The 20,101-nt window shown below is 66.5% G+C and carries 14 protein-coding genes; 6 read left to right on the top strand and 8 right to left on the bottom strand.

The annotated features are described in order from the left end of the window. Positions 1-67 precede the first annotated feature (67 nt). Both ung and LC060_RS17760 read left to right on the top strand, forming a co-directional pair. On the top strand, positions 68-784 hold the full coding sequence (gene ung, locus LC060_RS17765) for a uracil-DNA glycosylase (RefSeq protein ID WP_226637977.1): 717 nt from the start codon (positions 68-70) through the stop codon (positions 782-784). A gap of 99 nt (positions 785-883) precedes the next feature. Continuing rightward, positions 884-2,428 carry a catalase gene (locus LC060_RS17760; RefSeq protein ID WP_226637975.1) on the top strand — a complete coding sequence of 515 codons (1,545 nt, stop codon included), beginning with the start codon at positions 884-886 and terminating at the stop codon, positions 2,426-2,428. 154 nt (positions 2,429-2,582) lie between these two features. On the opposite strand, the gene LC060_RS17755 is transcribed toward LC060_RS17760, so the two are convergent. The 5 genes from LC060_RS17755 to LC060_RS17735 form a co-directional block, all read right to left on the bottom strand. Then, on the bottom strand, positions 2,583-4,346 hold the full coding sequence (locus LC060_RS17755) for a methyl-accepting chemotaxis protein (RefSeq protein WP_226637973.1): 1,764 nt from the start codon (positions 4,344-4,346) through the stop codon (positions 2,583-2,585). Positions 4,347-4,606: 260 nt separating this feature from the next. After that, the gene (locus LC060_RS17750) at positions 4,607-6,040 is read right to left on the bottom strand and encodes a glutamate synthase subunit beta (protein WP_226637971.1); all 1,434 of its coding nucleotides are present in this window, start codon (positions 6,038-6,040) and stop codon (positions 4,607-4,609) included. A 21-nt stretch (positions 6,041-6,061) separates the two neighbouring features. Then, complete coding sequence (gltB, locus tag LC060_RS17745) at positions 6,062-10,702, bottom strand: glutamate synthase large subunit (protein ID WP_226637969.1); 4,641 nt, start codon at positions 10,700-10,702, stop codon at positions 6,062-6,064. Positions 10,703-11,013: 311 nt separating this feature from the next. Beyond that, the gene (locus LC060_RS17740) at positions 11,014-13,023 is read right to left on the bottom strand and encodes a hypothetical protein (protein ID WP_226637966.1); all 2,010 of its coding nucleotides are present in this window, start codon (positions 13,021-13,023) and stop codon (positions 11,014-11,016) included. 55 nt (positions 13,024-13,078) lie between these two features. Next, positions 13,079-14,335, bottom strand: a complete 1,257-nt coding sequence (locus tag LC060_RS17735) for a TIGR04063 family PEP-CTERM/XrtA system glycosyltransferase (RefSeq protein WP_226637960.1) — start codon at positions 14,333-14,335, stop codon at positions 13,079-13,081. 66 nt (positions 14,336-14,401) lie between these two features. Between LC060_RS17735 and LC060_RS17730 the strand changes: the two genes are divergently transcribed. The 3 genes from LC060_RS17730 (at position 14,402) to ctrA (ending at position 16,900) form a co-directional block, all read left to right on the top strand. Further along, on the top strand, positions 14,402-14,614 hold the full coding sequence (locus tag LC060_RS17730; RefSeq protein ID WP_226637957.1) for a hypothetical protein: 213 nt from the start codon (positions 14,402-14,404) through the stop codon (positions 14,612-14,614). Beyond that, entirely contained in the window at positions 14,607-15,986 is a 1,380-nt protein-coding gene (locus tag LC060_RS17725) for a putative O-glycosylation ligase, exosortase A system-associated (RefSeq protein WP_226637955.1), read from the top strand. Before LC060_RS17730 ends, LC060_RS17725 begins: the two co-directional genes overlap by 8 nt. Before the next feature lie 218 nt (positions 15,987-16,204). Then, complete coding sequence (ctrA, locus tag LC060_RS17720) at positions 16,205-16,900, top strand: response regulator transcription factor CtrA (protein WP_148627068.1); 696 nt, start codon at positions 16,205-16,207, stop codon at positions 16,898-16,900. An 82-nt stretch (positions 16,901-16,982) separates the two neighbouring features. Here the strand turns inward: ctrA and LC060_RS17715 are convergent, their stop codons facing one another. Then, positions 16,983-17,684, bottom strand: a complete 702-nt coding sequence (locus tag LC060_RS17715) for an LrgB family protein (RefSeq protein ID WP_226637953.1) — start codon at positions 17,682-17,684, stop codon at positions 16,983-16,985. Continuing rightward, a complete protein-coding gene (locus LC060_RS17710) occupies positions 17,681-18,070 on the bottom strand; it encodes a CidA/LrgA family protein (RefSeq protein ID WP_226637951.1) in 390 nt (129 codons plus the stop codon). The genes LC060_RS17715 and LC060_RS17710 overlap by 4 nt, the downstream gene beginning before the upstream one ends. Positions 18,071-18,448: 378 nt before the next feature. Here LC060_RS17710 and trmB point away from each other — a divergent pair, with 378 nt between their 5' ends. After that, a complete protein-coding gene (gene trmB, locus LC060_RS17705) occupies positions 18,449-19,168 on the top strand; it encodes a tRNA (guanine(46)-N(7))-methyltransferase TrmB (RefSeq protein ID WP_226637949.1) in 720 nt (239 codons plus the stop codon). A gap of 167 nt (positions 19,169-19,335) precedes the next feature. On the opposite strand, the gene LC060_RS17700 is transcribed toward trmB, so the two are convergent. Beyond that, a complete protein-coding gene (locus tag LC060_RS17700; protein ID WP_052322114.1) occupies positions 19,336-19,953 on the bottom strand; it encodes a hypothetical protein in 618 nt (205 codons plus the stop codon). Between the last annotated feature and the right edge of the window lie 148 nt (positions 19,954-20,101).

Below are 20,101 nucleotides of genomic sequence, written 5' to 3'. Positions count from 1 at the left end.
GGGATTGCCGGTCGGTTGCGCAATGGGCGCAAGCCCACCTTGTTGCCGGGCGCGGAGGAAATTTGCGATGAGCGGATCGGAAAGCCACGCCGGTGCTGAGGGCGCCGAGGCGCTGCCGGAAAGCTGGCGCACCGCGCTTGCCCCGGTTCTGGAAGCCCCTGAGGCCCGCCGCCTGGGTGCCTGGCTGCGCGCCGAGGAAGATAGCGGCAAGACCGTCTATCCCCCGCGCGGCAGCCGCCTGCGCGCGCTGGAACTGACCCCGCTCGATGCGGTCAAGGTCGTGATCCTGGGGCAGGACCCCTATCACGGGCCGGGACAGGCGCACGGGCTGGCCTTTTCGGTGCAGAAGGGCGTGCGTGTGCCCCCCTCGCTGGTCAATATCTACAAGGAACTGGCCAGCGACTGCGGCGTGACGGCGCCCGGGCACGGCAACCTGGAAGGCTGGGCCCGCCAGGGCGTGCTGCTCCTCAACAACGCGCTGACGGTCGAGGCGGGGCAGGCCGGTTCGCACCAGAAGCGGGGCTGGGAGGCGATCACCGATGCCGCCGTGGCGGCCGTTGCGGCGCGCCGCGAGCCGTGCGTGTTCCTCCTTTGGGGCTCGCATGCGCAGAAGAAGGCGCAGCGGGTGCCGGGTCTCATGCAAAGCCAGCACCTCATCCTGCAGGCGCCGCATCCCAGTCCGCTCTCGGCGCACCGCGGGTTCCTGGGATGCGGGCATTTCAGCCGTACCAACGCCTTTCTGGAAGAAAACGGCCGCCAGCCGATCGATTGGGGCTGCGTCTGATTGACGCAGCCGATCAGGCTGATCGCAAGCCCTGTGGCAACCACTTGCGCGCCTGACGCATTCTCTTGGTGAACCCCCAATCGCCGAGAGGACCCATCCATGGCCGACAAGCCCACCCTGACCACCAGCGCCGGTGCCCCTGTTCCCTCCAATGAGAACTCGCTGACCGCGGGCACGCGCGGGCCGGTGCTGATGCAGGACTACCAGCTCCTGGAAAAGCTCGCCCACCAGAACCGCGAGCGTATTCCCGAGCGCACCGTCCACGCCAAGGGCTGGGGCCTGCAGGGCACTTTCACGGTAACCAAGGACATCACGAAGTACACCTGCGCCAAGATGTTCTCCGAGGTGGGCAAGGAGACCGAGGTGCTCTCGCGCTGGTCGACCGTCGCGGGTGAAGCGGGCGCGGCGGATGCCGAGCGCGACGTACGCGGTTTCTCCCTCAAGTTCTACACCGAGGAAGGCAACTGGGACATGGTGGGCAACAACACGCCCGTCTTCTTCGTGCGCGATGCCTACAAGTTCCCCGACTTCATCCACACGCAAAAGCGCCACCCGCGCACCAACCTGCGCAGCCCCGAGGCGATGTTCGACTTCTGGGCCGCCCAGCCCGAGAGCGTGCACCAGGTCACAATCCTGATGTCGGACCGCGGCATCCCCAAGAACCCGATGCACATGAACGGCTATGGCAGCCACACCTTCTCGATGTGGAATGCGGCCGGTGAGCGCTTCTGGGTAAAGTTCCACTTCAAGACCCAGCAGGGCCACGAGTTCTACACCAACGCCGAGGCCGAGAAGCTGATCGGCAAGACGCGCGAATCCTACCAGGAGGACCTCTATAACGCGGTCGAAAAGGGCGAGTACCCCAAGTGGACGCTCTACATCCAGGTCATGCCCGAGGAGGACGCGCTCAAGACGCCCTACAACCCCTTCGACCTCACCAAGGTCTGGCCCCACGGCGATTACCCGCTGATCGAGGTGGGCGTCCTGGAGATGAACAAGAACCCGGACAACTACTTCCAGATGGTCGAGAACGCGGCGTTCAGCCCTTCGAACATCGTGCCGGGTATCTCGTTCTCGCCCGACAAGATGCTGCAGGCGCGCGTGTTCTCCTATGCCGATGCGCACCGCTATCGCCTGGGCACACACTACGAAGCGCTGCCCGCCAACGCGGCCAAGGCCGCCAAGGTGAATCACTATCACAAGGACGGCGCGATGCGCTTCTTCACCAACGACTTCGGCAACCCGGACGCCTACTACGAGCCGAACCAGTACGAAGGCCCGGTTGCCGATGCGGGCGCGCAGGAGCCGCCGCTGCGTATCGACGGGGACATGGATCGCTATGGCAACCCGCAGGAAATGGACGACTTCACGCAGCCGCGCGCGCTCTATGAGATGTTCACCGACGAACAGAAGCAGCGCCTCTACACCAACTACGCGCAGGCCATGGGGCCGTGCTCGAAGGGCGTGAAGGAACGCTGGTTCGCGGTCCTGGAGAAGGTCCACCCCGACTACGCGGCGGGCGTGCGCAAGGCTTGCGAAGAACTCGACAGCGACGTGAACGCGGTGCCGATCACGAGCGAGACCGCGACCGACGCCGAAGAGGTGAATACGGCGCCCGATACCGTGAAGGCGCACGCGGAGTAAGCAGGACGTCCTATACAAGGGGCGATCGCCCCTTGACCCCCGAACGGGCGAGCTCACCCTTCTCGGCCAAGGCGGCGCGACAAAGGTGAGCTCGACATTTCGGGGAGCCCGAGGGCGATGGTCCTCGGATTTCTCTTTTTTCCTTTCTGGAGGTTCAGGCGACCGCGCTGGTCCGCCGCAAGGGCTCGCCCTGTCCTGCGATCTCGGGGCGCGCCTCGCGCATACGGGTGCGGAAACCCGACATGAGTTCGCTGAGACCGCGCGCCTCGCTTTCCAGGCTCCGGGTCGCGGCGGTGGTTTCCTCGACCATGGCCGCGTTTTGCTGGGTCATGCGGTCCATTTCACCGACCGAGGTGTTGACCTGGTCGAGGTCGCTGGCCTGCTGGCGCGCAGAAGTGGCCATCTGCGCGATGAAGCTGCGCAGTTCGCCCACCTGAGCCAGGATCGCCTCGAGCCGGGTGCCAGTTTCGCCGACCAGCTCGACGCCGCCTTCCACTTGTGCGCTGCTCTTGGTGATGAGCTCCTTGATCTGGTGCGCGGCGTCGGCGGAGCGCTGGGCGAGGTCGCGCACCTCGTTGGCGACGACCGCGAAACCCTTGCCCGCATCGCCCGCGCGCGCCGCTTCGACCCCTGCGTTGAGGGCAAGGAGATTGGTCTGGAAGGCAATGCCATCGATGAGGTCGATGATGGTCGAGATCTCGCGCGCGGACGTCTCGATGGCGGACATCGCGGAGACCGCCGCGCGCACCACTTCGCCGCCTTCGCTGGCCTCGTCGTGGGCGGTGGTGATGGCCTCCTGGGCCTGGGCCGCGGTGCCTGCCGATTCGCGTATGCGGTCGGTCACCTGCGCCATGGCTGCGGCGGTTTCCTCCAGGCTCGCGGCCTGCTGCTGGTTGCGCTGGGCGAGGTCATCGGACCCTGCGCGGATTTCCGAGATCGCGTTCATCACGCTGGAGGCTCCGACGCGCACGGTGCCCATGGCCTTGCACAGGGCGGTCACGGCCTCGTTGAAGTTCGTGCGCAGCGCCTCGTAGCTTTCCGGGAAAGGTTCGGTGATGCGGTATTCGAGGTCCTTGGCCGCAAGCTTGTGAAGGCCGACCGAGACATTCTCGACCACGCGCCGCTGTTCCTCGTCCGCGCTGGCCTTCTCGATCCCGGCGCGGCGGAAGACGTCCATCGAGCGGGCCATCGTGCCGAACTCGTCGCGTCGCTCGGTGCCGTCAATGACGATGTCGAAGTCGCCCGAGGCGAGGTGGCCGAAGCTGCGGCTGGCGTTCTCCAGCGGGGTGACGATCCTACGGTCGATCAGCCGGGCGGCGTAGGGGATGGCGCCCGCCAGCAACAACGCGATGAGAGCGCTGGCCAGCAGGCAGGCGGCGGTGATCCAGGTGTCGGTGCGCATCTCGGCGGTGGTGAAGGCGCGCGAGAGGGCGACGAGTTTGAGCACTTCCTGGCGCTGGCGGTCGTAGATGGGGGAGAGCTCGCGCACCTGGATCCAGTACATGGCATCCCGGTCGCGGCCCTTGGCGGCCTTGGCGAACTTGCCGTCGACAATGCGCCAGAAGTGGTCCGCGACCCGGATCACGCGGGCCAGCTGGTCGCGCACTTCGGGGGGCACCTCGTTCTCCTGCCAATAGGCCTGGCGTTCGCGGAATTCGCCTTCGAGACGCGCCAGCTCTTCAAGGACGAGCGGGGCATTACCCGGGTTGGCGGTCGCCTGCGTGACCTGGAGGTAGGGTTCGACGACGAAGGCGGGCGGCGGCAGGATGTCGGCCAGCATCTCGTTCTGGAGGGCGTGCTTGCGCTCGATCGGACCGCCGAAGCGGATCATGTAGACGGCAAGGCCGGTCAGCAGCACGGCGAGCGCCACGAGCGCGGTGAGCCCGCGTCCGGCCTTCCGGGTCTGGTCCTTGATCACCGCTGCGCTCCATCCCTTCTGCGCATCCAGGCGCGCGTCCTTGCAGGCGGCCCGTGGCCGGGCTGCCGCGAAGAGAGGAGGTAACGGCGCACGGTGAAATGGGCGCCAAGGCGCACCTAGGCGACTTTGCGGGGGAGCCGGGCAGGAAGCGGCAAGATGCCACTACGTTGGAGTGCGCGCGCAGGGCCTTCGCAAGGCCATGAAAAAAGGGGCGTCCTTGCGGACGCCCCTTCGTATCTCGGTTGCCGTGTAGGCCTTTCTTAGCGCGGCAGTTCGCTCGCGCCCATCAGGGCCTCGTCGACGGCGCGCGCGCACTGGCGGCCTTCGCGGATGGCCCAGACGACGAGGCTCTGGCCACGGCGCATGTCGCCGCAGGCCCAGATCTGCTCGTCCGAGGTCTGGTAGACCTGGGTGTCGGCCTTGACGTTGCCGCGCGCGTCGAGCTCGACGGCGGCCTGGTCGAGCATGCCGGCCTTCTTGGGGCCCACGAAGCCCATGGCGAGAAGGATGAGATCGGCTTCGAGCGTGAACTCGCTGCCCTCGATCTCGACCATCTTGCCGTCCTTCCACTCGACGCGGACGCATTCGAGGCCCTTGACGTCGTTGTCGCCCACGACGCGCTTGGTCAGCACGGCCCACTCGCGGTCGGCACCTTCCTCGTGGCTGGTCGAGGTGCGCAGCTTCAGGGGCCAGAACGGCCAAGACATGGCCTTGTCCTCGTGGACCGGGGGCTTGGGCATGATCTCAAGCTGGGTCACCGACTTGGCGCCCTGGCGGTTGGAGGTGCCCACGCAGTCCGAACCGGTGTCGCCGCCGCCGATGACGATGACGTTCTTGCCGGTGGCGGTGAGCGATCCGCGCGGCGCGGCGCGCAGTTCATCATCGCCCGCATTGCGCTTGTTCTGCTGGGTGAGGAACTCCATCGCGAGGCGCACGCCGGGCAGTTCGGCGCCCGGGATCTGCAGCTTGCGCGCATCCTCGGCGCCGCCTGCAAAGACGATCGCGTCGTAGTTGTCCTTGAGCGAGCTCACCGAGACGTTCACGCCCACTTCGGTGGAGGTGCGGAAGGTCACGCCTTCGGCCTCCATCTGCGCGGCGCGGCGGTTGATGAGGTGCTTCTCCATCTTGAAGTCGGGGATGCCGTAGCGCATCAGCCCGCCCACGCGGTCGTTCTTCTCGAACACCGTGACCGAGTGGCCCGCGCGCGCCAGCTGCTGCGCGCAGGCGAGGCCCGCCGGGCCCGAACCCACGACCGCGACCGACTTGCCGGTCTTCGCCTCGGGGATCTTCGGCGTGATCCAGCCTTCCGACCAGCCCTTGTCGACGATCGCGCACTCGATCGACTTGATCGTGACGGGCTCGTCGATGAGATTCAGCGTGCAGGCCGCCTCGCACGGAGCGGGGCAGATGCGGCCGGTGAACTCGGGGAAGTTGTTGGTCGAGTGGAGGACCTGCAGCGCGTTGCGGAAGTCGTCCTCGTAGACCAGGTGGTTCCAGTCGGGGATGATGTTGTTCACCGGACAGCCGGTGTGGCAGTGCGGCACGCCGCAGTTCATGCAGCGCGAGGCCTGCCCCTTCAGCGTTTCCGCCGAAAGGGGGACCACGAACTCCTTGTAGTTCTTCAGACGCTCGTCGACGGGTCCGTACGTACGGTCCTGGCGGTCAAGCTCGAGAAAGCCGGTTTCCTTGCCCATGTCTTCTATATTCCTTCGAACTTATTCCGCCGCGACCGTGGCGGCTTCGAGACGCTCGGCTTCGAGCATCTTGAGCGCCTTGGCGTAGTCGCGCGGCATCACCTTGACGAACTTGCCCAGCGCATCCTCGAAGTTGTCGAGGAGTTCGCTGGCCCGGCTCGAGCCGGTGTGCAGCTTGTGGCGTTCCAGCAGGACGCGGATGCGCTCGGCGTCGTGACGCAGCATGTCGCCCATGCCCAGGTCATTGACGCTGACCGTGCGCTGCTGCGGACGGCCGGTGCCCTCGTCCTCGTCCGGGGTCGCCGAGACGCTTTCGAGATCCACCATGGCGGTGTTGGCGAGGTCCTTGAAGCGGCCTTCCTCGTCGTAGACGTAGGCGATGCCGCCCGACATGCCGGCTGCAAAGTTGCGTCCGGTCTTGCCCAGCACCATCACCACGCCGCCGGTCATGTACTCACAGCCGTGATCGCCGCAGCCTTCGACAACCGCGATCGCGCCCGAGTTGCGGACCGCGAAACGCTCGCCGCCCACGCCGTTGAAGAACGCCTCGCCCGAGACCGCGCCGTAAAGCACGGTGTTGCCGACGATGATGTTCTCGGTGGGAACGCGCTTCACGTTGTCCGGCTGGCGCACGATCACGCGGCCACCCGACAGGCCCTTGCCGACGTAGTCGTTGGCATCGCCGACGAGGTCGAGCGTCACGCCGTGGCCGAGCCAGGCCGCGAAGCTCTGGCCAGCAACGCCGGTCAGCTGGATGTTGATGGTGTTGTCGGGCAGGCCTTCATGGCCGTAGCGACGCGCCACCTCACCCGAGAGCATCGCGCCCACGGTACGGTTGACGTTGATCACCGGCTTTTCGATGCGCACGGCCTCGCCGTTCTCCAGGGCAGGGGCCGCAGCCGCGATGAGCTCGTTGTCGAGCGCGTTCTCGAGGCCGTGGTCCTGGCGCTCCGACCAGTTCAGCGAGGGGCTGTCGCCCAGCGGTGCCTGGTAGAGGATGCGGGAAAGGTCGACGCCCTTGGCCTTCCAGTGGGTGATCGCCTTCTTCATGTCGAGCTTGTCGACGCGGCCGACCATCTCGGCGACCGTGCGGAAGCCAAGCTGCGCCATGATCGCGCGCAGTTCCTCGGCGACGAAGAAGAAGTAGTTGATCACGTGCTCGGGCTGGCCGGTGAAGCGGGCGCGCAGAACCGGGTTCTGCGTGGCAACGCCGACCGGGCAGGTGTTGAGGTGGCACTTGCGCATCATGATGCAGCCAGCCGCGATCAGCGGAGCCGTTGCAAAGCCGAACTCGTCGGCGCCCAGAAGCGCGGCGACCGCCACGTCACGGCCCGTACGCAGGCCGCCGTCCGCCTGGACAGCGACGCGGCTGCGCAGGTTGTTGAGGATCAGCGTCTGCTGGGTCTCGGCAAGGCCGATTTCCCAGGGGGAGCCCGCGTGGGTCAGCGAGGTCAGCGGCGAAGCGCCGGTGCCGCCCTCGTAACCCGAGACGGTGATGTGGTCCGCACGTGCCTTCGAGACACCCGCGGCAACCGTACCCACGCCCACTTCGGAGACGAGCTTGACCGAAACGCGGCTCGTCGGGTTCACGTTCTTGAGATCATGAATGAGCTGCGCAAGGTCCTCGATCGAGTAGATGTCGTGGTGCGGCGGCGGCGAGATGAGGCCCACGCCCGGGGTCGAGTGACGGGTCTTGCCGATCACCTTGTCGACCTTGTGGCCGGGCAGCTGGCCGCCTTCGCCGGGCTTTGCGCCCTGCGCCATCTTGATCTGGATGTCGTCGGCGTTGACGAGGTACTCGGTGGTGACGCCGAAGCGGCCCGAGGCAACCTGCTTGATCGAGGAACGCATCGTGTCGCCGTTTTCCAGCGGCTTGAAGCGCTTGGGATCCTCGCCGCCTTCACCGGTGTTCGACTTGCCGCCGATGCGGTTCATGGCGAGCGCCAGCGTGGTGTGCGCCTCCCACGAGATCGAGCCGTAGCTCATCGCGCCGGTGGCGAAGCGCTTCACGATCTCGCTCGCGGGTTCGACTTCCTCGATGGGGATGGCCGTGTCGGCCACCTTGAAGTCGAGCAGGCCGCGGATGGTGAGCATGCGGGCCGACTGATCGTTGATGCTTTCGGCGAACTCCTTGTACTTGGCGGGGACGTTGCCGCGCACCGCGTGCTGGAGGTTGCCGATGTTGTCGCTGGTCCAGGCGTGGTCTTCACCGCGCACGCGCGAGCCGTAGATGCCGCCCACGTCGAGCATGCCCGCGTAGATCGGGTTGTCGCCATAGGCCTCGGCGTGGCGACGCACGGTCTCTTCGGCGATTTCGGCAAGGCCAGCGCCTTCGATGGTCGTCGCGGTGCCTGCGAAGTAGGTCTCGATGAAGTCGCTCGAGAGGCCCACCGCGTCGAAGATCTGCGCGCCGCAGTACGACTGGTAGGTCGAGATGCCCATCTTGGACATCACCTTGCGGATGCCCTTGCCCACGGCATAGACGTAGTTCTTGGCCGCATCGTCGGCCGAGATCGGCAGCTTCTTGCGGACCCGCATCTCCTCGATCGTCTCGAAGGCGAGGTAGGGGTTGATCGCTTCCGCGCCATAACCCGCCAGCGCGCAGAAGTGCTGGACTTCGCGGGCTTCACCGGTCTCGATGACGAGGCCGGTCTGCATGCGCAGGCCCTGACGCACGAGGTGGTGGTGCACCGCCGCGGTCGCCAGCAGAGCAGGCATCGGGATCCGGTCCGGGCCCTGCGCACGGTCGGACAGGATCAGGATGTTCTTGTCCGCGAGCACGGCTTCGGTCGCCGCCCAGCACATTTCCTTGATCGCCATCTCGAGGCCCGCAGCGCCGCTTGCAGCGTCCCAGGTCATGTCGATGGTCTCGGTGCGGAAGGCGCCGTCAAGGGCGGCTTCCACCGAGCGGATCTTGGCCAGACCCTTGTCGGTCAGGATCGGCTGGCTGACTTCAAGACGCTTGTGGGTCCCGGCATCGTGGCCAAGCAGGTTCGGGCGCGGACCGATCATCGAGACGAGGCTCATGACCAGTTCCTCGCGGATCGGGTCGATCGGCGGGTTGGTGACCTGCGCGAAGTTCTGCTTGAAGTAGTCGTAGAGCAGGCGGGCCTTGTTCGACAGGACCGGGATCGGCGTGTCGGTGCCCATCGAGCCGATCGGATCATCGCCGTTCATGGCCATCGGCTCGAGGAAGCGCTGAGTGTCTTCCTGCGTGTAGCCGAAGGCCTGCTGGCGGTCGAGCAGCGTGCCGGTGGGCGCGGGGATCTCGGCCAGTTCGGGCTCGATCACGTCGAGGTCGGCGAGCTTGTACTGCGCCTTGTCGAGCCACTTCTCGTAGGGTTCCTCCTCCGAGAGCTTGGACTTGATTTCCTCGTCCTCGATGATGCGACCTTCCTCGAAGTCGATCAGCAGCATGCGGCCGGGCTGGAGGCGCCACTTGCGCACGATGCGCTCCTCGGCGATCGGCAGGACGCCGCTTTCCGAGGCCATGACGCACAGGTCATCGTCGGTGACAAGGAAGCGCGCGGGGCGCAGGCCGTTGCGGTCGAGGGTGGCGCCGATCTGGCGACCATCGGTGAAGGCCACGGCGGCCGGACCGTCCCAGGGCTCCATCAGCGCGGCGTGGTATTCGTAGAAGGCGCGGCGCTTGGCGTCCATCAGCGGGTTGCCGGCCCAGGCTTCCGGGATGAGGATCATCATCGCGTGGACCAGCGAGTAGCCGCCCGCAAGCAGCAGTTCGAAGGCGTTGTCGAGGCACGCGGTGTCCGACTGGCCGTGCGGGATGATCGGCCACATCTTGTCGAGGTCCGCGCCCAGCAGGTCGCTTTCCATGGTGCGGCGGCGCGCGTTCATCCAGTTCACGTTGCCGCGCACGGTGTTGATCTCACCGTTGTGGGCCATGAAGCGGTAGGGGTGCGCGAGGCGCCAGCTCGGGAAGGTGTTGGTCGAGAAGCGCTGGTGCACGAGGCCGAGTGCCGAGACGAAGTCCGGATCGCGCAGATCGTCGTAGAACGAGCCGACCTGGGTTGCCAGCAGCAGGCCCTTGTAGACGATCGTGCGGCTCGAGAAGCTCGGCATGTAGAGCTCGGTCAGGCCGGGCATGTCGTTCTTCTCGGCAAGCTCGTGCAGCGGGTTCTGCGTCTGCTTGCGGATCACCAGCAGCTTGCGCTCGAACGCGTCCTGGTCGGCGCAGTCGCCGTCGCGCGCGATCACGCACTGGCGCACCACCGGCATCGATTCGAGCACGGCCTTGCCCAGGCCATCGAGTGTGACCGGCACGTCGCGCCAGCCCACGAGGCGCTGGCCTTCCTTGGCAATGAACTTTTCGAACTTCGTGACCACGAAGTCGCGCGAAGCTTCGTCGCGGGGCAGGAAGCACATCGCAACGGCGTAGTCGCCCGGCTGCGGCAGCTCATGGCCATTGGCCTCGGCCCACTTGCGGAAAAGCTGATCGGGAATCTGCGTGAGAATGCCCGCACCATCGCCCAGCAGCGGGTCCGCCCCCACGGCGCCGCGGTGGTCGATGTTTTTCAGAATTTCCAGAGCCTGGGTAATAATGGCGTGCGATTTCTCACCCTTGATATGGGCTACGAAGCCCACACCGCAGGAGTCATGTTCATTTCGCGCATCATAAAGGCCCTGGGGCTTAGGAAATCCCATCGATAATACCCATCCTGTCATTTTGTCAGGGGTCGCAAAACCCGCTTCGCCCGCGCAGCGCGCACGAATCGAGCGCCGCTCTTGAGCGACATAGTGACCCCACGGTCCCCATGCAGATTGAGGGCCGGTTTTGCAACCGACTTCGGGCCTCGACGGATGAAAAATTCCAATTGACGCCGATTCTAGGGCATTTTGTTATCAAGAATCGGTGTTTGAGAACTGTCGCAATGGTTTGGTGATGCAAGTGTCCGTGGAGCGGAACCCGCTTCGCAGACCGGAAGGCCGTCGATTCCGTTCGCTGGCCTGTGTGATCAGGCGGCGCCGCTCATCCGCTGGAGCGTGGCGAGGGCTGCGCGCAGGGCCTTCTCGGTCTCTTCCGCGTCCTCGCGCGGCGGGGCATCGAAGGGGCGGGGCTGCGCGCGGGAGGCATCGGCCTGCAGCTGACGCGGGAAGGCCAGGGGTTCGGACCCTCCGGCAGGGGCCGCATCGAAGGGGCGCGGCGCCTCGCTCGATGCGCGGGCGGCCTGGCTGCGCGCCTCTTCGCCCGGGAAGATCACCACCGGTTCGATCTCGTCGTGGTCGTCGGGTTCCTCGACGCGCACGAAGGTCGGCGCGCCCTCGGCCGGGCGCGAAAGGCCGAGAAGCGAAGAATAGCCCTGTTCGAGCACGCTTTCTTCCTCGGCGTCGTTTTCCTCGGGCTCTGCGGGCGCAAGACCGGCGGGCGCGGCGAAAGGGGCCGGGGCCGAGAGCGGGGACGCTGCGGACGGGGGCGCGGGCGCGCGGATCTGGCGGGCCGGGATGTAGTCGGGCAGCGCCTCGTTGTCGTCGTCCTCGAAGGCGTCGAAGTCGATCCCGCGCATCGCGGCTGGCAGGCCCAGCTTCGCGGTGGGCGCTTCTTCGGGAGTCGTCTGTGCCGCCTCGTGCGAGGCAGGCTCGCTGGTGGCTTCGGAGATCGGCGCGGCGAAGGGGCCGCGGGCCAGAGCGACCGGGGTCGGCTCGGGAGCTTCAACCTGCGGGGGTGTTGCCTCCTCTTCGGCCGATGGCGTCGGAATTGGCGGCACCTCGGCGGCGGTTTCCGGCGAATAGGGCTCCGGGATGGCGGGTTCGCTCGTGGACGGCGCTGGGGTCGCCTCTTCCGGTGTCTCCTGGGCCGCGTCCCGCGCCTCGGTCTCGCGGCGGCGCGTCATGGCCAGGGCGAGGCGCTCGAGCAGTTCGATCGGCGAGAGTTCATCGAGTTCGCGCGCGGCGATGCGCTCGGCGCCGCTGCGCGGGGCTGTGCCTGCGCCTGCGGTGAATTCGGCCATGGCGGCTGCGGCGAAGGGCAGCACTTCAGGCGCGTCGGCCGGAGCGGTTTGGGCGCTGCGGGGGTCGTCCGTCGCGGTGGGCTCGGACATGTCCGGGGTATCGTCCCAGATCTGTGCGCTTTCGGTGCTTTCCTCATCCTTGTGCGGGAGCAGCGAGAAGCCAGGGGCTGCGGTCCTTGCGGCGATCGCCTGCGAATAGGCATCAAACAGGCGCTGGCCGGGGGCGGCCGGTACGTCGGCTTCGGGTGCGGAGGCGGATGGGGCGCTTGTCCGGAAGACCTGCGCCTCGGGCGGGATGGGGCGCGATGGGGCCACGTTGTCCTCCGGAACGACAGGCGCATCTGGGGCTTTGGCTTCGCTTGGCGCGGGCATTGCGTCCGGCTCGGCGGCGGGCTCCTGCGCACTGTCGAGATAGGCGTCGAGATCGAACGCGCGCATGTCGAGGATGCCCTCGGCGATGTCGCCATGTTCGGTCTCTTCCAGGGGCGCTGCGGCAGGTGCAGGTGCAGGTGCAGCGGCCGTTTCGGGCTGCGCGAAGGGTGCGGCAGCCTCGGGAACGCTATCTTCCTGCGCCTCGGCGATCTCCGCATTCGCTTCCAGGGCGCTCGCGGTTTCCAGCTCCATGTTGGCCAAGGCCCGGCGGCGGCCCGCAGGAGGGGCGGCGGGCGTGGTGGCCGGGGCCTCGTCCCGAGCCATCTCGGTGCGCTCTGCACGGGCGCGGGCGGACGGGTGCGGGCGCACGATGCGCAGGGCCAGGAACCCGCCGAGGAGGGCGCCGATCCCGGTCATGGCAAGGGCAAGGGCAATCCGGAAGGTGGCCCCCAGTGGCGGAGCGGCCATGGGCACGAGCGTGTCGAGGCCGGTGGCGAGAATCGCCTGTTCGACCACGGCGGGGCGCAGCGCGATGCTGCACAGCCCGGCCAGCGCGCCGCACCACAGCGCGATGATGGCGGGGAAGATCGGATGCTGGCTGATCGGCGGCTTTCCGCCCTTGGTCTTGCGCATCTTATCGGCCACGTCGCACACCCCCAGGAGTGATTATCGGGCCGGGAATCGCGGAACCGATCGCGTTCTAGTGCCCATGTTGCGCCACCACAGGTGACAGCATTTGGTAAACGTCTTGATAACGCCTGGCATTGGCGGACCAGTCGTGCGCGCGGCGCACATGAGCAATGCCCGTGGTGCGTAGGCGTTCCCAACTATCGCGCGCGCCGAGCAGTTCGGCAAGCGCGTGCGCGAGATCCTGTGGATCATCGGGCGCAAAGAGCACGCCGGTCTTGCCATGGGTGACCAGTTCGCGATGTCCGCCCACGTCACTGGCCGCGACGATCTTGCCCTGGGCCATGGCTTCCAAGGGCTTGAGCGGGGTGACGAGGTCGGTGAGGCGGCTGCGCTTACGCGGATAGGCCATGACATCGCACAGCGCGTAGTAGCGTTCGACCTCGGCGTGGGGAACGCGGCCCACAAAGCGGATCGCGTGGGCAGCCGGAGACTCTTTGGCCTGTGCAGCAAGCGCCTCGGCACGCGGGCCTCCGCCGACCAGCAGCAGTCGGGCATCGGGCTCTCGGGCGAGCAGGGCGGGCATGGCCGCGATGAGGTCGTCGAGCCCTTCGTAATCATAGAAGCTGCCGATGAAGCCGATGACGGGGCAGGGGCGCCCGTCCGCACGCTGGAAGCCAAGCGTCTGGGCAAGAGCCTCGTCGCGCGGCGCAGGTGTGCCGAAAAGGTCGAGATCCACGCCGTTGGGCATGACTGTGATCTTGTCGGCGGGCACGCCGCGCCCGGCAAGGTCGGCGCGCAGGCCCTCGCAGATCGTCACCACCGCATCGGCGCGCGCGACGACGTGGTTCTCAAGGCCGCGGGTCAGCCGGTACTTGAGCGAGCCCTCGCGTCCCGTGCCGTTGCCCACCGCGGCGTCTTCCCAGAAGGCCCGGATCTCGTAGACGAGGGGGATCGCGTGGCGCCGGGCGGCCCGCAGCGCGGCCGCGCCGCACAGCGCGGGCGAATGGGCGTGGAGGATGTCCGGGCGCCAGGCGGCGATCGCGGCCTCGATCCCGGTGTGGAAGCGGGCGATCTCGCGCGCCTCGCGCCAGACGGGCGGGCCCTTGGCGGTGCCGGGCGTGCGGTGGAAAAGCAGGCCATCGGCCTCTTCGGGCGCCGCGTCGGCGGGAGAGGTCTGGGTCTTGTGGCGCAGCCCCGTGACGCCGCGCACCTCGTAGCCCATCGCCTGCTGCGCCTTCAGGATCGCGCGGGTGCGAAAGGTGTAGCCGCTTTGCAGCGGCAGCGAATGGTCCAGCACGTGCAGGATGCGGGGCGGGCGTGTGCTCATGGCGCTCGTTTGCTACAGGACAACGCTTAACGCGGCGTCAACCCGGGCGCCTTAGCAGGTTTTGCGATGGTCGACATCTTTGCCCTTGCCCTCTCCCACGGCCTGATCGCGCTGGCCGTGTGGCGCCTGTTGCAGAGGCCCGATCTCGACCGCGAGGGCGAGCCCCCAGCGCCGCGCCGTGCGCCGCGCGGGCAGGGGATGCGTGTTCCCGGCTCTGTTGCCGAAACGCAATCCGAGGAGGATGCGCGCGCGCCGCGTCCGGGAGCGCCCGGTGCTTAACCTCGCCTTCACCGGCTTCTTTGTCGCGCTTCTGCTGGCCGGGCTGCGCCGCCCGTTCCTGTGGGTGCTGTGTTATCTCTACATCGACATCGTGGCGCCCCAGATCATTTCCTGGGGGTTCCTCTCGGTCATCCCGACCTCGCTGATTGCCTTCGTCGCGGCCTTTGGGGGGTGGCTGGCGCTCGACGGGAAGGAGGGGACGCGCTTCACCTGGCGCCAGGGGGTGATGCTGGCGCTGCTCGCCTACTGCGCGGTGACCACGCTGCGCGCGGACTATCCGCTGCCCGCGCTCGAGAAATGGAGCTGGGTGTGGAAGGCACTGGTCTTCGCGATCTTTCTCCCGCTCACCCTGCGCACGCGCCTGCGCATCGAGGCGGCCGCGCTGGTGATGGTGCTGGCGGCCAGCGCGCTCATCATCGACGGGGGGATCAAGACGGCGCTGGGTGGGGGCGGCTATGGTACCTTGCGCATCTTCGTGGAGAACAACACAGGCCTCTACGAAGGCTCGATCCTCTCGTGCGTGGCCATCGCGATCATCCCGATCATCCTGTGGCTGGCGCGCCATTCGACGATCTTCCCCTCCGACTGGCGGGTCTGGACCTTCGCGGGGGCGCTCATCTTCGCGTGCTGTCTGATCCCGGTGGGCACGCAGGCGCGCACCGGCCTCGTCTGCCTTGCGGCCCTATGCATCCTCTACCTGCGCACCGCGCGCCACCGGGTGTTGATCCTGGCGGGCATGACGCTGGCTGCCTTTGCCGCGATTCCCTTCCTACCCCAGTCTTTCGTTGCGCGCATGAACACGATCGAGAACCACGAGGCCGACCAGTCGGCCGGCACGCGGCTGGGGGTGTGGAAGTGGACCTGGGACTACGCGCGGGAGAACCCGCTGGGCGGCGGCTTCGAGGCTTACCTTTCGAGCCGGGTCGAGTACGACACGGTCGTGCACGACACGAGTGGAGACGTGACGACGGTGCGCCGCGAGCATGTCGTCGAGACAGGCCGCGCTTACCATTCCAGCTACTTCGAGATGCTGGGGGAGCAGGGCTATCCCGGCCTGTTCCTGTGGTTGCTGCTTCAGGCCTCGGGGCTGTGGCAGATGGAGGCGCTGCGCCGCCGCTACCGCAAGCAAAGCGCGCCCGAGGTGGCCTGGGTGGCGCCGCTTGCCAATGCACTTCAGCTCTCGCAGGTGTCCTACCTCGTCGGCTCCCTTTTCGTGGGCATTGCCTTCCAGCCCTTCATTCTCATGGTGATCGGCCTGCAGTGCGGCCTGTGGAGCTATCTTGCACGGGTCGGTACACCACAGGTGAAGGGCGACCGCGCGAAGCCCCGTGCGCGCGTGGAAAGGAAAATGAAGGTGCGCCCCTTAACCTGAAGGGCACACCGCCGTTTTGGTTACCGTGGGGATGCGCGGTGGCACGACTAAGAATCTTTCCATAGTCTGCACTTCGCGTCCGCATTTACGGCAAATTAACCTTTAACCTTCATCCCACCTATGGTTAATTCTCGGCAAGGTCCGTTGCGAAGCGGTTACCGCAGTCTACACCGGGAGCCGATAGGGTCGGCAAATAAGGGCAACAAGGGGATCACCCAATGCGAGTTCTGTTGATCGAGGACGAACCCACCACTGCACGTGCGATCGAGCTGATGCTCACGGCAGAAGGGTTCAATATCTACTCGACGGACCTGGGCGAGGAAGGCCTCGATCTGGGCAAGTTGTACGATTACGACATCATCCTGCTCGACCTCAATCTGCCCGACATGCACGGGTACGACGTGCTCAAGAAGCTGCGCGTGGCCAAGGTGCAGACCCCGGTGCTCATCCTCTCGGGCATTGCGGAAATGGATTCCAAGGTCCGCTCGTTCGGCTTTGGCGCCGACGACTATGTCACCAAGCCCTTCCACCGTGAAGAACTTATCGCGCGTATTCATGCGGTTGTGCGTCGTTCCAAGGGGCACTCGCAGTCGGTCATCCGCACCGGCAAGCTGGTCGTCAACCTCGATGCCAAGACTGTCGAGGTCGATGGCGCGCGCGTGCACCTGACCGGCAAGGAATACGCGATGCTGGAGCTGCTCAGCCTGCGCAAGGGCACCACGCTGACCAAGGAAATGTTCCTCAACCACCTCTATGGCGGCATGGACGAGCCCGAACTGAAGATCATCGACGTCTTCATCTGCAAGCTGCGCAAGAAGCTCAGCCACGCCTGTGGCGGGGCCAACTACATCGAGACCGTCTGGGGCCGCGGCTACGTCCTGCGCGATCCGGACGAACTGCAGGAAGTCGCCTGAGCGCAGAGCGCCCCGATCTGACCGATTCGCAAACGGCCGGCGTTCCTTGATGGAATTGCCGGCCGTTTCGATTCGCACCGGCTCAAAGGAAGACGGCGAGCAGTGAAAGCAGGGCCGCCGTCATCACTGCGTTGAGCGCCATGCCCAGGCTTGCAAAGGCGCCTGCGGTCTCGCTGACCTGGAACGCGCGCGCGGCTCCGAACCCGTGCGCGGAAACGCCAAGGGCAAAGCCGCGCGGGCGGTAATCGTCGAACTTCATCGCGTTGAGGAGCGGGGTGGCCGTCATCGCCCCCACGATACCGGCGAACAGGACGATGCAGGCCGCCAGCGCGGGCACGCCGCCCAACTGCTGAGCAATGGCCATGGCCACCGGCGTCGTCGTCGCGCGGGGGGCAATCGAGGCAAGGATGTCCGCAGGCGCTCCGAACAGGGAAAGAATCCCGACTGCGCTGACGATCGAGGTGACCGCACCGGCCGCGAGGGACAGGACAATCGGGACGGCAAGGCGGGCAATGCGCTCACGCTGCGCCCAGATCGGGACCGCAAGGCCAACCACGGCAGGGCCGAGCAGGAAGCTGAGGAGAAAGGTGTCGGCCTGGTAGTCGGCATAGGGCGTCCCCGTGGCCCAGAGCAGCGCGATCAGCACCGGTGTGGTCCAGAGCACCGGGTGGCACAGCGGGTGGCGCCCCGAGCGCTGCGAAAGGCGTTCGAAGATCTCGAAGACTCCCAGCGTCGCGGCCAGCCACAGGAGCGGGGTGGCAAGAAGACCCGTCAGGGCACTCATGCGCCGGGCTCCGCAGGCTGTACGGGGCGCTTGCCGACCTCCTCGGGGGTGAAGCGGTGGAGCGCCCAGCGAAACACCAGCGCCGTGATAATGATGGTTAGAATGGTGGAAACCCCGGTCGCGAGCGCGAGCCCCAGCCCATAGCGGGCAAGCGCAGGACCTTCCTGCATGAGGCCGACCGCGGCGGGCACGAACATGATCGAGAGATGGGCTGTCAGCCACCCACTGACAGCGCTGAGCGTCGGACGCTCGCGCCGCACCAGCGCCAGCCAGCCCAGCAGCAGCACCATGCCGATGACCGAACCGGGAAGCGCGAGCCCGGTGATCCGGTGCAGCGCCTCGCCAACGAGCTGGCAGGCAAGAAGGAGGAAGATGGCGGCGAGCATGGTGAAAGGTCCGGTTCTGCTGGGGGCGGGTGGTTCGCCCCGCCTTGGTGGGGGTATGGCCGGGCCGGGGCGTGCGTGCAATTCGTCCTTTGCGTGGTTTCAAGGAACGAAGCCATCTGCGGACAAGGATGGAAAGGTGATTCCGAGGGCCATCGCCCTCGGGCTCCCCGAACTGTCGACCTCTGGGTTCTCGCGCCACGTAGCCTGAGAATGGTGAGGTCGCCCATTTGGGGGTCAAGGGGTAATAACCCCTTGAATCAGGACTTCCTTCTTCATCTCTTCTATATTTGGCCTTGCCGCAGGAAAGCTAGGCCCTGCTGCCCCGCCTGCCACGTGCAATATTGACCCGCACGCGCTTGCCTGCCAGTGCCGCGGCCCATGACTGCGCACAAACCCGGCGATCCCACGACTCTCAACCGCCTCTATGGCCGCTCCAAGGGCAAGCCCTTGCGTGCGGGCCAGCAGGGCCTTGTCGACAACCTCCTGCCCAAGATTGCGATGCCCGAGGACGGGCCGATCACGGCCGAGGGGCTGTTTGGCGATGATCGCCCGCTCCACTTCGAGATCGGCTTTGGCGGCGGCGAGCACATGGCCGCGCGTGCCGACATGCTGCCCGGCCACGGTTTCATCGGCGCCGAGCCCTTCATCAACGGGGTCGCGCAGGCGCTGATGCACGTTGCGGGCGATAACGGCGCGCATCCGCCGCTCGGCAATGTGCGCATCCACCACGGCGACGCGCTGGAAGTCCTTGCGCGCATTCCCGACGGTTCGCTCTCGTTCCTCTACCTGCTGCACCCCGATCCCTGGCCCAAGGCGCGCCACGCCAAGCGCCGCATGATGAACGATGGTCCGGTGGACATGTTCGCAGCCAAGCTCAAGCCCGGCGGCGAGTTCCGCTTCGGCACCGACCACGCCATCTACCTGCGCCATGCGCTGATGGTCATGCAGCGCCACACCGACCAGTTCGAATGGCTCTGCGACAAGCCCCTCGACTTCCAGAAGCGCCCGGGTGGCTGGCCCGAAACGCGCTACGAGGCCAAGGCCCGCGCGGTCTACAAGCACGAGGTCTGGTACTTCCGCTACCGCCGCAAGGGCTGAGCGGAAAATCAGGAAAATGGTTCCGAGGGCCATCGCCCTCGGGCTCCCCGAACTGTCGACCTCGGGGTTCTCGCGCCACGTGGCCTGAGAATGGTGAGGTCGCCCATTTTGGGGTCAAGGGGTGATGACCCCTTGAATAGTTGTCTTCTTGTTCTTTTCGGACAGGCTCAGAGGTACTGCTGCACCTTGTTGAGCAGATCGCGGCGGCGGCGGCGCTGGCGGATCTGGTCGGTGGCGATGCTGAGCGGCTGGACGCGCGGGCCCTTGGGCACGTTGCGTTCAAAGTGGAAGCTGCGCGTCGCGCCCACGGGCAGGTCCTCCAGCGCGTAGAGCGCGACCACGGTAAGGTCGAACTGGTCGACCTCCTCTTCCTGCACGTCGGTTTCCTCGTTGGCGTCGAGCAGGGTGCGCACGATGTCATCGAAGTGGCCGATGTTCATGAACTGGCCGGTCGCAAGGCTGCCCTGGCCCATGATCGAGCGCGGGTCTTCGCCAAGGTCCCCGGGCAGTTCGCGCAGGTCCGTGAGCGCCAGTTCGATCTGGCGTCCGCGCACATGGACTGTCGCGATGAGACTGGAGACGTAGAGCGGCTGGCTGCTCATGTTGGTGACGAGGCAGCGGCTGCGCATGCCCCGGCCCGCAGCGCGGGTGATGAGGATCGTCGAGCGCTTGGTGCCCCGGAACTGGACCAGCAGCAGCTGCAGGTAGATCACCCAGACGATCAGCATGGCAAAGCTGAGGGCAACGCTGACGACCTGCGTGTTCCCTGTAAACCATTGCCACACGGGGCACCTCCTTGATCCGATGCTGCGAGCCCGTGCCGCAGCGAGGGCCAGCCTTTAGGATGGACCCGGGGTGGGTCAATTGAAATTCGCGCCGATCAGGCGGCGTTCGGGCGCTGGATGGCGCTTCGCAGGCCAAGCGTTGCAAAAA

This window comes from Novosphingobium profundi (assembly GCF_020524485.1).
Taxonomy (GTDB): Bacteria; Pseudomonadota; Alphaproteobacteria; order Sphingomonadales; family Sphingomonadaceae; genus Novosphingobium; species Novosphingobium profundi_A.
The sequence above is the reverse complement of the archived record's forward strand: the minus strand, read 5'-3'. Positions and strand labels throughout refer to the sequence as shown.